Origin of the sequence: Psychrobacillus sp. OK028 (assembly GCF_900103605.1) — a bacterium.
Classification (GTDB): domain Bacteria; phylum Bacillota; class Bacilli; order Bacillales_A; family Planococcaceae; genus Psychrobacillus.
In genome coordinates, this window is record NZ_FNHY01000015.1 from 1 (window position 1) to 12,601 (window position 12,601).

General features: G+C 39.4%; 13 protein-coding genes, 1 rRNA gene and 1 riboswitch. Of the genes, 13 read left to right on the top strand and 1 reads right to left on the bottom strand.

The window, feature by feature from the left end:
- The first annotated feature begins 6 nt into the window (after positions 1–6).
- Positions 7–122: ribosomal RNA gene (gene rrf / locus BLR36_RS18045) — 5S ribosomal RNA — on the top strand.
- A 787-nt stretch (positions 123–909) separates the two neighbouring features.
- Here rrf and BLR36_RS18050 read toward each other — a convergent pair.
- A complete protein-coding gene (locus BLR36_RS18050) occupies positions 910–1,236 on the bottom strand; it encodes a transposase (protein ID WP_093063129.1) in 327 nt (108 codons plus the stop codon).
- A gap of 265 nt (positions 1,237–1,501) precedes the next feature.
- Here BLR36_RS18050 and BLR36_RS18055 point away from each other — a divergent pair, with 265 nt between their 5' ends.
- The 12 genes from BLR36_RS18055 to purN all read left to right on the top strand — a co-directional run bounded on the left by BLR36_RS18055 (position 1,502) and on the right by purN (position 12,422).
- Positions 1,502–2,044: a DUF2179 domain-containing protein gene (locus tag BLR36_RS18055; RefSeq protein ID WP_093063130.1), complete on the top strand. Its 543-nt coding sequence runs from the start codon at positions 1,502–1,504 to the stop codon at positions 2,042–2,044.
- Positions 2,041–2,226 carry an NETI motif-containing protein gene (locus BLR36_RS18060; RefSeq protein ID WP_093063131.1) on the top strand — a complete coding sequence of 62 codons (186 nt, stop codon included), beginning with the start codon at positions 2,041–2,043 and terminating at the stop codon, positions 2,224–2,226. The genes BLR36_RS18055 and BLR36_RS18060 overlap by 4 nt, the downstream gene beginning before the upstream one ends.
- A 101-nt stretch (positions 2,227–2,327) precedes the next feature.
- Positions 2,328–2,427: riboswitch (purine riboswitch) on the top strand.
- A 147-nt stretch (positions 2,428–2,574) separates the two neighbouring features.
- Positions 2,575–3,063, top strand: coding sequence for a 5-(carboxyamino)imidazole ribonucleotide mutase (purE, locus tag BLR36_RS18065; RefSeq protein ID WP_093063132.1), 489 nt, complete (start codon positions 2,575–2,577; stop codon positions 3,061–3,063).
- Positions 3,060–4,178, top strand: coding sequence for a 5-(carboxyamino)imidazole ribonucleotide synthase (purK, locus tag BLR36_RS18070; RefSeq protein ID WP_093063133.1), 1,119 nt, complete (start codon positions 3,060–3,062; stop codon positions 4,176–4,178). Before purE ends, purK begins: the two co-directional genes overlap by 4 nt.
- A 19-nt stretch (positions 4,179–4,197) precedes the next feature.
- Positions 4,198–5,493 (top strand): adenylosuccinate lyase, encoded by a 1,296-nt coding sequence (gene purB, locus BLR36_RS18075; RefSeq protein ID WP_093063134.1) that lies wholly within the window; start codon positions 4,198–4,200, stop codon positions 5,491–5,493.
- A 27-nt stretch (positions 5,494–5,520) separates the two neighbouring features.
- Positions 5,521–6,237: a phosphoribosylaminoimidazolesuccinocarboxamide synthase gene (purC, locus tag BLR36_RS18080; protein WP_093063135.1), complete on the top strand. Its 717-nt coding sequence runs from the start codon at positions 5,521–5,523 to the stop codon at positions 6,235–6,237.
- A complete protein-coding gene (purS, locus tag BLR36_RS18085; RefSeq protein ID WP_093063136.1) occupies positions 6,234–6,488 on the top strand; it encodes a phosphoribosylformylglycinamidine synthase subunit PurS in 255 nt (84 codons plus the stop codon). Before purC ends, purS begins: the two co-directional genes overlap by 4 nt.
- Positions 6,485–7,171 carry a phosphoribosylformylglycinamidine synthase subunit PurQ gene (purQ, locus tag BLR36_RS18090; protein ID WP_093063137.1) on the top strand — a complete coding sequence of 229 codons (687 nt, stop codon included), beginning with the start codon at positions 6,485–6,487 and terminating at the stop codon, positions 7,169–7,171. The genes purS and purQ overlap by 4 nt, the downstream gene beginning before the upstream one ends.
- Positions 7,155–9,386, top strand: coding sequence for a phosphoribosylformylglycinamidine synthase subunit PurL (purL, locus tag BLR36_RS18095; protein WP_093063138.1), 2,232 nt, complete (start codon positions 7,155–7,157; stop codon positions 9,384–9,386). The genes purQ and purL overlap by 17 nt, the downstream gene beginning before the upstream one ends.
- Entirely contained in the window at positions 9,362–10,783 is a 1,422-nt protein-coding gene (gene purF / locus BLR36_RS18100) for an amidophosphoribosyltransferase (RefSeq protein ID WP_093063175.1), read from the top strand. Before purL ends, purF begins: the two co-directional genes overlap by 25 nt.
- A gap of 11 nt (positions 10,784–10,794) precedes the next feature.
- A complete protein-coding gene (gene purM / locus BLR36_RS18105; RefSeq protein WP_093063139.1) occupies positions 10,795–11,850 on the top strand; it encodes a phosphoribosylformylglycinamidine cyclo-ligase in 1,056 nt (351 codons plus the stop codon).
- On the top strand, positions 11,850–12,422 hold the full coding sequence (gene purN, locus BLR36_RS18110) for a phosphoribosylglycinamide formyltransferase (RefSeq protein ID WP_093063140.1): 573 nt from the start codon (positions 11,850–11,852) through the stop codon (positions 12,420–12,422). Before purM ends, purN begins: the two co-directional genes overlap by 1 nt.
- Positions 12,423–12,601 lie beyond the last annotated feature (179 nt).

Here is a 12,601-nt window from a genome sequence, read left to right on the forward strand (position 1 = left end):
GAAGAGTCTAGTGATGATGGCGAAGAGGTCACACCCGTTCCCATACCGAACACGGAAGTTAAGCTCTTCAGCGCCGATGGTAGTTGGGGGTCTCCCCCTGTGAGAGTAGGACGTCGCTGGGCACAAAGTAAAAGTCGTTACCGAGTTAATCGGTAGCGACTTTTTTGTGTTTTTTATATTGTATAAGCCGTAGGCAGTCTTTCTTTACAAGAAAGTGTGCGAGAAAGTAGAGGGGCAAAGAGTTCGAGGAAGCAAGGGAGAGAGACTCGGAGCGTATTACATACGCGAGAATCGAACGAGTGTAACTGACGAAGAAATCTGCTGTCCATCTGCTTTCGCAGCCCCGGACACGGAAGTTCAGCTCTTGCGCCGATGGTAGTTGGGGGTCTCCCTCTGTGAGAGTAGGACGTCGCTGGGCACCAAAGAAAAAGTCGTTACCGAGTTTATCGGTAACGGCTTTTTTGTTATAGATAGTTAAGGGCTATATAATTACTTTATGGGCTATAGTTATAGTTTAATGGGCTATATTGCTTTCTTTATGGGCTTTAACGTAATTTATGGGTGGTTACTAGCCAGTTATGGGCTATATTAATAGATTTAAGGGCTATATGGACAATTTTATGGGCTCTCCTCTCATTATAAAGCATTGTATCAAGTGCCTAGTAAAAATTGTAGATACTTTAACTAATCTCATAATCTTTCCGATATACTACGCCCAATCTTATTATAGAATACTACTCACTTCGTTGATTGGAGTGAAAGGTAGCGAATCACAGCGCGAGCAGAAAGCTCCTTAGGAACGTAGTGACGAGGAGATTGAAGCCATGCTCGCGGAAAAGCGTCCACCAGAAACGAAAATCAGTAGTATTATCTTCACTCTTAAATAAGCATTTTTATGTAATTACTGTTTCAAAGCTTCTTTATCTTTTTAGGATAAGGTAGCTTCTTTAAATGGATATAAATAGGCTGCTTTTTTAGCATCTCTAATTTTAGCTGTTCATTGTACTTTTTTTCAATCTCTTTAAGACGTATTATTTCATCCTGTGAATAAGAAGTTAGAGCATTTTCTCCAATTTCTTTAAACTTTCTGATCCAAGTCGTGATAGAGTTAACACTTACATTCAATTCTTCGGCTACCTCTTTACGTCCTCGTCCACTCTGAAGAACTTCTTGTACTGCATACATCTTTTGCTCCTGTGTAGTTTGCGTATACCTTTTCCTAAATTGTCCATGCATTGGTTGATCCCCCTATTTGTCATATTTTCTACTAACATTCATGAAATAAGAGTATAACTTTAAACACTTCACTCAATTAGTGTATTGTACTATCTTTTAGTAAATTTGTCATCTCAAAATTAGAAAATTTAAATTTAAAAGAAAATTACAGAATCTATAGTGAAAGAAAAATTCAATAATTTCGTTAAAAAACCTGAATTCCTTGAAATTGTGACACTATATGCGATAATGAAGAACAATATAAAACATATTAGGAGCTGATTGGATGGATTCATCTGCAATCTTAATGGTAGTCATAATCTTTTCTATTAATATTGTCTACGTTACTTTCTTTACCTTGCGAATGATTCTTACATTAAAGGGATACCGCTATATCGCTGCATTAATAAGTATGGTAGAAGTGGTAATTTATATAGTAGGGCTAGGTCTAGTTTTAGATAACTTAAATGAGATTCAAAATTTGGTTGCTTATGCAGTAGGGTACGGCACAGGAGTGATTATTGGAACGAAGATTGAAGAAAAAATGGCGCTTGGATATATTATGGTTAATGCAATCTCTACTGATACAAAATTAAATTTACCGGTAATTTTAAGAGAAGAAGGGTATGGAGTTACCGATTGGCATGCAAATGGTCGACAAGGAGAGAGACAAGCTCTTCAAATATTAACACCACGAAAATATGAGTTAAAACTGTATGCACGACTTAAAGATCTAGATTCTAAAATTTTCATAATAGCGTATGAACCTAAGTCAATTCACGGCGGATTTTGGGTTAAATCTATTAAGAAAGGAAAACTATTTAAATGAGTAAAGAAACAAAATGGTTTGAAGTGGAAGACAAAGAAAGCATAGCAGAATGTATCGAAAGAATGACTAATGATGGGTATCAGATAGCAGGACGAAGAGAGGAGCCACTTTTTGAAGAGATAGATGGGCAACCTGTTCCTATTAAACAAATAATCATGTTAAAAGGAATTAAAGAATCTTAAAAGTGAAAATATGGTCTAAACACGAACATTAGAGTTATCTGAAAATTAATTGTTCGTATTTAAGCGTTGACGTAAACCATATAAGTTGTTAAAATATGATTAGAAATAGATCATTATATCCCCATATATGCTAAAGGATTGGCTTTAGCGTCTCTACCAAGTCACCGTAATGACTGGACTATGAGGGAAAGCGACTTATGGATACTGCAAAAGGATGTGTTTGTTTATGTTTTTTTACGACACAAACTGGGCGATAATATTCCCTAAGTAAACTGCTTTTCTTGCATAGAGAGAGTAGTTTATTTGGGGAATTTTTTATGCTTATTGTAGACAGAAGGGACGAAAATAATGAATACAAAAATTGGTGTAATTATGGGTAGCTCAAGTGATTGGGAGACAATGAAATATAGCTGTGAGATTCTAGAGGAGCTACATATACCTTATGAAAAAAGAGTAGTATCTGCACATCGTACACCAGATTTAATGTTTGAATATGCTGAGGAGGCAAGATCACGTGGAATACAGGTGATTATTGCAGGAGCTGGAGGCGCAGCCCATTTACCAGGTATGGTTGCAGCAAAAACAACCCTTCCTGTTATTGGAGTGCCTGTTCAGTCTAAAGCATTAAACGGATTAGATTCATTATTATCAATAGTTCAAATGCCAGGTGGAGTACCTGTGGCAACTGTTGCGATAGGTAAGGCTGGTGCTACAAATGCTGGATTACTTGCGGCTCAAATCCTTTCTATACAAGACCCTGAGTTGGCAGAACGACTTGAACATCGTAGAGAAGATATGAAAAACAAAGTATTTGAAAGCAATGGTGAGCTACAATGACAAAAGTAATTTATCCAGGACAGACGATAGGAATAATTGGTGGAGGGCAGCTTGGTCGAATGATGGCACTAGCTGCAAAGGAAGCCGGGTTTAAAATTGCAGTTTTAGATCCAACGATAGATTCTCCCTGTGGTCAGGTTGCCGATATACAAATAGTTGCACCCTATAATGATGAAACCGCATTAGAGGAATTAGCAGAGGTAAGTGATGTTATTACTTATGAGTTTGAAAATATTGATTATGCTGGGTTAAAGAGATTATCAGAAATAGCCTATGTTCCTCAAGGTGCAGAACTAGTAAGAATAACGCAAAATCGTATTCTGGAAAAAGCAGAAATTCGGTCAGCTGGTGTCCCTGTTGCGAAATATGTCGAAGCCACTACGTATGAAGAGTTAGAGCAAAGAATCGATGAAGTTGGTTTTCCTTGTGTGGTAAAAACTTCACGTGGAGGGTATGACGGCAAAGGGCAGCAAATAATTCAAACAAAAGATCAAATAACTTTAGCAAAATCTTTGTTTGACCATTCGGCCTGTATCGCAGAAGCCTTTGTTCCATTTACAAAAGAAATATCAGTCATTGTACAGCGTAATGGAGACGGTCAAACGTATTGCTTGCCAATTGGTGAAAATATTCACGTTAATCATATTTTACATGAAACGATTGTGCCAGCACGTATAGAAGAATCCCTTACTGCAAAAGCGATAGAGGCTGCTGAAAAAATTGCCAACCATTTAAATTTAATAGGTACGCTTGCGGTTGAAATGTTTGTTTTGGAGAATAATGAACTATTGATAAATGAATTGGCACCAAGACCACATAATTCGGGGCACTACTCAATTGAAACTTGTAGTATTTCTCAATTCCATCAGCATGTGAGAGCTATTTGTGGATGGCCATTAAGAGAACCAAAGCTTTGGACAGAAACAGTTATGGTAAACATATTAGGACAGCATGTAATTCCTGTTACGAATAGTCTTTCGAAGCATCCAAACTGGTCCGTTCATTTGTACGGAAAAAACGAAGCGAAAGAGAATAGAAAGATGGGACATGTCACCATCCTATCAACAGATATCGAACAGACGTTAAACGAGATAGAAGAATCTAAAATTTGGTAATAAAATAGGAGGAAGTTTAATGATAGAACGCTATACACGCCCGGAAATGGGTGCAATTTGGACAGAACAAAACAAATACAATGCATGGTTGGAAGTTGAAATCCTTGCTTGTGAGGCTTGGGCTGAAATTGGAGATATTCCGAAAGAAGATACAGTTCTTCTTCGTAAAAATGCTTCCTTCGATGTAGACCGTATTTTAGAAATCGAAAAAGAAACAAGACATGACGTTGTGGCGTTCACTCGTGCCGTATCAGAAACTTTAGGAGAAGAGCGCAAATGGGTACATTACGGCCTTACTTCTACGGATGTAGTAGATACAGCTCTTTCTTACATCATTAAACAAGCAAATGTTGTTTTACGTAAAGATATTGAAAACTTTATCGAAATCCTAGAAAACAAAGCAAAAGAACATAAATACACAGTAATGATGGGTCGTACGCACGGAGTTCATGCAGAGCCAACAACTTTCGGCTTGAAGCTAGCTTTATGGACAGAGGAAATGAAACGTAACTTAGAACGTTTTGAGGCAGCGGCTAAAGTAATTGAGACAGGTAAAATGTCCGGTGCTGTTGGAACATATGCAAATATTGATCCATTTGTGGAGCAATATGTATGTGAAAAACTAGGTTTAGCCGCATCACCAATTTCTACGCAAACATTACAACGTGATCGTCATGCACAATACTTAAGCGTTATCGCATTAGTCGCTACTTCTATTGAGAAGTTTGCTACTGAAATCCGAGGCCTTCAAAAATCAGAAACACGAGAAGTAGAGGAGTTTTTCTCTAAAGGACAAAAAGGATCTTCTGCAATGCCACATAAACGCAATCCAATTGGATCAGAAAATATGGTTGGAATGGCACGCCTTATCCGTGGATATATGATGACAGCCTATGAAAATGTTGCGTTATGGCATGAAAGAGATATATCTCACTCTTCAGCAGAGCGTGTTATTTTACCGGATGCAACGATTGCACTTAACTATATGCTAAATCGCTTTGGTAATATCGTGAAAAATTTAACCGTATCCCCTGAGAATATGAAACGTAATATGGATTCAACTCTGGGCTTAATATACTCCCAACGTGTGTTGCTAGCATTAATTGATAAAGGCTTAGCTCGTGAAACAGCATACGATACTGTACAACCTCTTGCGATGCAAGCATGGGAATCTCAAACTGCTTTCCGCAATTTTGTGGATGCGGATGAGCAAGTTACTTCTTTATTAACAAAAGAAGAATTAGATGATTGCTTTGACTACAATTATCATATTCAGCATGTCGATATGATTTTTGAACGTTTAGGACTTAACTAAGCTAACGCGGATCAGGGGGAAATTAAAGTGGAAAAAGGTCATCTATTATACGAAGGTAAAGCAAAGCAATTATTCGAAACTGAGGACGAAAATATTCTGTTTGTCTCCTATAAGGATAGTGCCACAGCATTTAACGGCGAGAAAAAGGAAAATATAGATGGCAAAGGTATTTTGAACAATAAAATCACCACGATCCTGTTTGAACAGTTAAAAAACCACGGAATTGAATCCCACTTTGTAGAGCAAATCTCAGACAATGAGCAGCTTGTTCGCAAAGTGGATATCATTCCACTTGAAGTAGTAGTTCGTAATATTGCGGCTGGTAGTCTATCAAAGAGATTAGGGATTGAAGAGGGAACACCTTTAAAGCACGCTATCGTGGAATTTTATTATAAGGACGATGAGCTTGGAGATCCATTACTGACAAATGCCCATCTAGAATTATTAGCAGTTGCTACACCAAAGGAAATAGATACACTTCAATCGAACGCACTTGAAATCAATAAAGTGCTTCAGCCGATTTTCAAAGAAATTGGTGTAACCTTAGTCGACTTTAAATTAGAATTCGGAAAAACAGCAGACGGAGAAATCCTTCTTGCGGATGAAATCTCTCCCGACACCTGTAGATTGTGGGACGACAAAACAAATAACAAATTAGACAAAGATGTGTTTAGACGTAATTTAGGAAGCTTAACTGAAGTTTATGAAATAATACTTTCCCGCCTAGGAGGATTATCAAAATGAAAAAAGTAAAAGTATATGTAACATTACGTGAAAGTGTTTTAGACCCACAAGGCTCTGCAGTTATGGGAGCTCTTCACTCAATGGAATATAACGAAGTGAAGGACGTTCGTATCGGAAAATTTTTAGAGCTTCAAATAGAAGAGGGAACTCGTGATATAGATTCAGTTGTGAAGGAAATGTGTGAAAAACTTCTTACAAATACAGTAATTGAAGACTATCGTTATGAGGTTGAGGAGGCTGTAAGCAAATGAAGTTTGCAGTAATCGTATTTCCTGGATCGAACTGTGATTTAGATATGTATCACGCGATCAAAGACGAGCTTGGAGAAGAAGTAGAATACGTTTGGCATGATGAGAAGGATTTAAGTGGATTTGATGGTATTTTATTGCCTGGAGGGTTCTCATACGGCGATTACCTACGCTGTGGAGCTATGGCTAAACAATCTAACGTAATGTCAGAGGTTGTAAAAGCTGCTGAAGCAGGTAAGCCAGTGCTTGGTATTTGTAACGGATTCCAAGTGTTAACAGAGGCAGGATTACTACCTGGAGCACTTCTACGCAATAAAAATCTAAAATTTATGTGTCGTAACGTGGAGTTAAAAGTTGTAAATAACGAAACACAGTTTACTACTGGATATGAAAAAGACGAAGTAATACAAATTCCTATTGCCCATGGGGAAGGAAACTATTATTGTGATGATGAAACACTAGCAAGTTTAATAGAAAATAACCAAATCGTTTTTAAATATGCTTCAGAAGGTCCTAACGGAAGCATCGAGGACATTGCAGGTATTATCAATGAAAAAGGAAATGTCCTTGGTATGATGCCTCATCCGGAGCGCGCAGTACATGAACTTATAGGTGGCTCGGATGGACTAGCGTTATTTAAATCAATAGTGAAACAGTGGAGGGAAACTCATGTCAGTCATGCTTGAACCAAATCCAACGCAAATTAAAGAACAAAAAATATATGCGCAAATGGGAATGTCAGATTCAGAATTTGAAATGGTAGAGAAAATTTTAGGTCGACTGCCGAACTATACAGAAACTGGCTTGTTTTCAGTAATGTGGTCAGAGCATTGTTCGTATAAAAACTCTAAACCTGTTTTACGTAAATTCCCTACTAAAGGACCGCATGTTTTACAAGGACCAGGTGAAGGTGCTGGAATCATTGATATTGGCGATGGGCAAGCAGCTGTATTTAAAATGGAATCTCATAACCATCCATCTGCAATCGAGCCTTATCAAGGTGCAGCAACTGGTGTTGGCGGGATTATACGTGATGTTTTCTCGATGGGAGCTCGTCCTATTGCACTGCTAAATTCGCTTCGTTTTGGAGAACTAAAAACGCCGCGTGTGAAATACTTATTCGAAGAGGTAGTAGCTGGAATTGCTGGCTATGGTAACTGTATCGGAATTCCTACTGTAGGCGGAGAAATTCAATTCGATGACTGCTACGAGGGAAATCCACTTGTTAATGCGATGTGCGTAGGGCTCATCAATCATGAGGATATTCAAAAAGGGATTGCAGCTGGTGAAGGTAACACAGTTATGTATGCTGGTGCAAAAACTGGTCGTGACGGTATTCACGGGGCAACATTCGCATCGGAAGAATTGACAGAAGCTTCAGAAGAAAAGCGTCCTGCTGTGCAAGTAGGAGATCCTTTCATGGAGAAACTTCTATTAGAAGCTTGTTTAGAAGTGATTAAATCAGATGCATTAATCGGTATTCAAGATATGGGAGCTGCAGGGTTAACTTCTTCATCTGCTGAGATGGCGTCCAAAGCTGGTTTCGGTGTAGAGATGAACTTAGATTTCGTGCCACAGCGTGAAACTGGAATGACTGCATATGAAATGATGCTTTCCGAATCGCAGGAACGTATGCTAATCGTTGTGAAAAAAGGACGCGAAGATGAGATCGTGAAAATCTTTGAGAAATATGACTTAGATTGTGTAGCGGTTGGTAAGGTAACAACTGATAAAATGCTTCGTTTAATTCACAAAGGTGAAGTAGTAGCAAATGTCCCAGCAGATGCACTTGCAGAGGAAGCGCCGGTTTACTATAAACCCTCATCAGTACCTGCTTACTATACAGAATTCCAAGCGATGGAAAATGTAGAGCCTGCAGTTTCGGATTATAAGGAGACACTACTTAACCTACTTCAACAACCAACAATAGCTTCTAAAGAGTGGGTTTATGATCAATATGACTATCAAGTACGCACAAGTACAGTCGTAACACCTGGATCAGATGCTGCGGTAGTTCGAGTTCGTGGTACGAACAAAGGCTTAGCTATGACAACAGATTGTAATTCTCGTTATATATATTTAGATCCAGTGGTTGGCGGTAAGATTGCAGTAGCTGAGGCTGCTCGTAATGTTGTTTGTTCAGGTGCAAAACCACTTGCTATTACGGACTGCTTAAACTTTGGTAACCCAGAAAATCCAGAGATCTTCTGGCAAATTGAAAAATCTGCGGATGGTATTTCAGAGGCTTGTATCGCATTAGAATCACCAGTTATTGGTGGTAACGTTTCGTTATATAACGAGCGTAGCGGAACTGCTGTTTATCCTACACCAACAATTGGTCTAGTTGGGTTAGTAGAGGACCTTGCACATGTAACTACTCAATCAGTTAAACAAGCTGGAGATATTGTGTATGTAATTGGAGAAACAAATACAGAATTTGGTGGCTCTGAGCTTCAAAAGTTAGTGGAAAAACGTATTTTTGGACAAGCACCGTCGATTGACCTAGAAGTAGAGGCTGCACGTCAAAAGGCTTTATTAACAGCGATCAAAGCTGGTGTTGTACAATCTGCACATGATATTGCAGAAGGCGGTTTTGCAGTAGCTTTAGCTGAAAAAGCATTCGGTGCAACTGGTCTTGGAGTAGAAGTAACCATTACTGGGTCTGCAACAACTGCGTTATTCAGTGAATCTCAATCTCGCTTTATCATTACGGTAAAACCAGAGCATGCAAGTAAATTTGAAGAAATCGTAGAAGATGCTGTACAAATTGGTACAGTAACTGATTCAAATAATGTAATAATTTCAAATGAAGACGGAACTACTTGGATTAGCGGTTCTGTTGATGAATTCCGTTCCGCTTGGAAAGGAGCAATACCATGCTTGCTGAACTCAGAGGCTTAAACGAAGAATGTGGTGTATTCGGGATTTGGGGACATCCAAATCCTGCAGCTATGAGTTATTACGGATTACATGCACTTCAGCATAGAGGACAAGAAGGTGCTGGAATTATTGTGACGGATGGTAAAACCCTTCGTGCAGTAAAAGGGGAAGGCCTAGTAAACGATGTATTTAGTAATGGCAAGCTAGAAAAATTAGAAGGACATGCAGCAGTAGGACATGTTCGCTATGCTACATCTGGTGGATCGGGAATTGAAAATGTGCAACCATTATTATTTAACTCGACAACTGGTGGACTGGCGATTGCGCATAACGGGAATATCGTAAATGCTACACGTTTAAAACGTAATTTAGAACAGCAAGGTAGTATTTTCCAAACTACTTCTGACACAGAAGTGCTTGCACATTTATTGAAGAAGAGTAAATTTGCTTCCTTTGAGGAACGTGCAAAAGAAGCATTACGTTTATTGGATGGTGCTTTTGCAGTTATTATCATGACCGAGCATGCGATGTATGTGGCACAGGATCCACAGGGCATGCGTCCGCTTTCTTTAGGAATGCTGGATGGCGCTTATGTAGTTGCTTCTGAAACAAGTGCGTTCGATTTAATCGGAGCGGAGCTAGTTCGTTCAATCGATCCTGGAGAGTTATTGATAATAAATGATGAAGGTTGCCGTTCAGAGCGTTATGTAGTGAAAAAAGATCGAACTATTTGTACAATGGAATATGTCTATTTTTCTCGTCCCGATTCAGATATTGATGGAATTAATATCCACATGGCTAGAAAACGTCTTGGTAAGCAGCTTGCGAAAGAATTGACTATTGATGCAGATGTTGTAACGGGTGTACCTGATTCTAGTATTTCTGCTGCAATTGGTTTTTCTGAAGCGACAGGTATTCCTTATGAGCTTGGTCTTATAAAGAATCGGTACGTTGGAAGAACATTTATCCAGCCATCACAGGACTTACGTGAACGCGGAGTGAAGATGAAGCTTTCACCTGTTCGGCAGGTTGTAAATGGTAAACGAGTAGTCATGGTAGACGATTCAATTGTTCGAGGAACGACATCTCGTCGCATAGTGAAAATGCTAAAGGAAGCCGGTGCAACAGAGGTTCATGTCGTTATTAGTTCACCACCTTTAAAAAATCCTTGTTTTTACGGCATTGATATAAGCTCAGATTCAGAGCTGATTGCTGCTAATAATACAATTGATGAGATGCGTGAACTGATCGGAGCAGATTCGTTAACCTTCTTATCAGTTGAAGGAATGGTTGAGGCAATTGGACGATCAGATGCTGAAAAAAATTGTGGACAATGTTTAGCGTGCTTTACTGGAGAATACCCAACAAGTATTTACGCGGATACGAAACTACCACATGAAAAAGAGCTTGTTCGATAGGAGGATTTTACATGTCAAAAGCATATGAAAAAGCAGGCGTGAATATTGAAGCAGGGTATGAAGCCGTGCAAAGAATGAAATCACATGTCGAGCGTACAGCTAGAAAAGGAATCATGGGTACTTTCGGTGGTTTCGGTGGGATGTTCGATTTATCTTCATTGAATTATAAAGAGCCTGTTTTGATATCTGGAACAGATGGTGTCGGAACAAAGTTGAAGCTTGCATTTATGACAGATTCTCACGATACAATCGGTGTGGACTGTGTTGCAATGTGTGTTAATGATATTGTTGCTCAGGGTGCAGAGCCTTTATTTTTCTTAGATTATGTAGCGGTAGGTAAAGCTGTCCCTGAACGAATTGAACAAATTGTTAAAGGTGTGGCAGATGGTTGTGTACAATCTGGGGCAGCATTAATCGGTGGAGAAACAGCAGAAATGCCTGGTCTTTACGAGGAAGATGAGTATGATCTCGCTGGATTTGCAGTTGGAGCTTGTGAAAAATCGAAAATCGTAACAGGTGAGAACATTTCAGAAGGTGATGTGCTTGTAGGTATTGCTTCAAGTGGTGTTCACTCAAATGGCTATTCCCTTGTACGTAAAATTGTATTTGAAGAGCAAGGCTATTCTCCGAATGATGTTGTGGAAGGATACGAAGAGTTAGGTGAAATTGGGAAAGCCCTTTTAATACCTACAAAAATTTATGCGAAGCCGGTAATAGAAATGCATCAAGAGCTTTCTATTCATGGGATGGCTCATGTGACGGGCGGAGGTTTTTATGAAAATCTACCACGCATGATGCCCGATGGTTTAGCTGTAGAAGTGGATCTAGGTTCATGGGAAGTACTGCCTGTATTTGATTTATTAAAAGAAAAAGGCGAGCTAGCGGACCGTGATTTATATAATGTATTTAACATGGGAATAGGCTTTGTTCTTGCACTTTCTGCAGAGGAAGCGGAAAAAGCAATTGCTATTGCAGAGGCACATGGTGAAAAAGCCCATATAATTGGACGTGTTGTGAAGGGTGAAGGTGTTATCTTCAACGGAACACATGACGGGAGCATAGTGTAATGACTGAAGTAACGAAATTTGCTGTGTTCGCATCAGGTAGTGGTACGAACTTCCAAGCCATCTATGATGCAGTACAGGTAGGAAATCTTGCTGGAGAAGCAGTGCTCGTAGTTTCCGATAAGCCTGGTGCTTTCGTAGTCGAGCGTGCCGAGAAAGCGGGCATCGAGACACTTGTTATTAAACCAGCCAGTTTTCCCACCAAAGTAGCTTACGAACAAGTAATTTTAGAAAAACTAAATGAACTAGATGTTGAATGGATTGTCCTTGCAGGCTATATGCGATTAATCGGAGATGTTCTTTTAGAAGCTTTTCCGAATCGAATTATCAATATCCACCCTTCGTTACTACCTGCATTTCCAGGAAAAGACGCAATTGGCCAAGCCATGAATCACGGAGTGAAGGTTACCGGAGTGACGGTTCACTATGTGGATGCTGGGATGGACACTGGTCCTATCATTGCGCAGCAGGCAGTTGAAGTCGTTGAACAAGATCGGGAGAAAACAGAGGACCGTATCCATGAAGTAGAGCATGCGTTATATATTCGGGCTTTGCAACAGTTGTTTAGCCGGTAATTTGGCAGTTTACTCTCGGTTGCATGGAGAATACTCTCGCTCACTTTTATTTTACTCTCGTCCACTGTTCGTTTACTCGCTTTTAAGTTAAATTTACTCGCGAAACGGAAAAAATATCCATAAAGCATGTTGTGTAGCTGTCTTGCTCATCGGCACCGACAGCACACATAAACTTTTAA

Excerpts from the sequence above, each read along its gene's own strand:
- purM (WP_093063139.1), top strand. The coding sequence starts at position 10,795 with ATGTCAAAAGCATATGAAAAAGCAGGCGTGAATATTGAAGCAGGGTAT.
- BLR36_RS18060 (WP_093063131.1), top strand. The coding sequence starts at position 2,041 with ATGAGTAAAGAAACAAAATGGTTTGAAGTGGAAGACAAAGAAAGCATA.
- purQ (WP_093063137.1), top strand. The coding sequence starts at position 6,485 with ATGAAGTTTGCAGTAATCGTATTTCCTGGATCGAACTGTGATTTAGAT.
- purL (WP_093063138.1), top strand. The coding sequence starts at position 7,155 with ATGTCAGTCATGCTTGAACCAAATCCAACGCAAATTAAAGAACAAAAA.
- BLR36_RS18050 (WP_093063129.1), bottom strand. The coding sequence starts at position 1,236 with ATGCATGGACAATTTAGGAAAAGGTATACGCAAACTACACAGGAGCAA.
- purK (WP_093063133.1), top strand. The coding sequence starts at position 3,060 with ATGACAAAAGTAATTTATCCAGGACAGACGATAGGAATAATTGGTGGA.
- purE (WP_093063132.1), top strand. The coding sequence starts at position 2,575 with ATGAATACAAAAATTGGTGTAATTATGGGTAGCTCAAGTGATTGGGAG.
- purN (WP_093063140.1), top strand. The coding sequence starts at position 11,850 with ATGACTGAAGTAACGAAATTTGCTGTGTTCGCATCAGGTAGTGGTACG.
- purB (WP_093063134.1), top strand. The coding sequence starts at position 4,198 with ATGATAGAACGCTATACACGCCCGGAAATGGGTGCAATTTGGACAGAA.
- BLR36_RS18055 (WP_093063130.1), top strand. The coding sequence starts at position 1,502 with ATGGATTCATCTGCAATCTTAATGGTAGTCATAATCTTTTCTATTAAT.
- purF (WP_093063175.1), top strand. The coding sequence starts at position 9,362 with ATGCTTGCTGAACTCAGAGGCTTAAACGAAGAATGTGGTGTATTCGGG.
- purS (WP_093063136.1), top strand. The coding sequence starts at position 6,234 with ATGAAAAAAGTAAAAGTATATGTAACATTACGTGAAAGTGTTTTAGAC.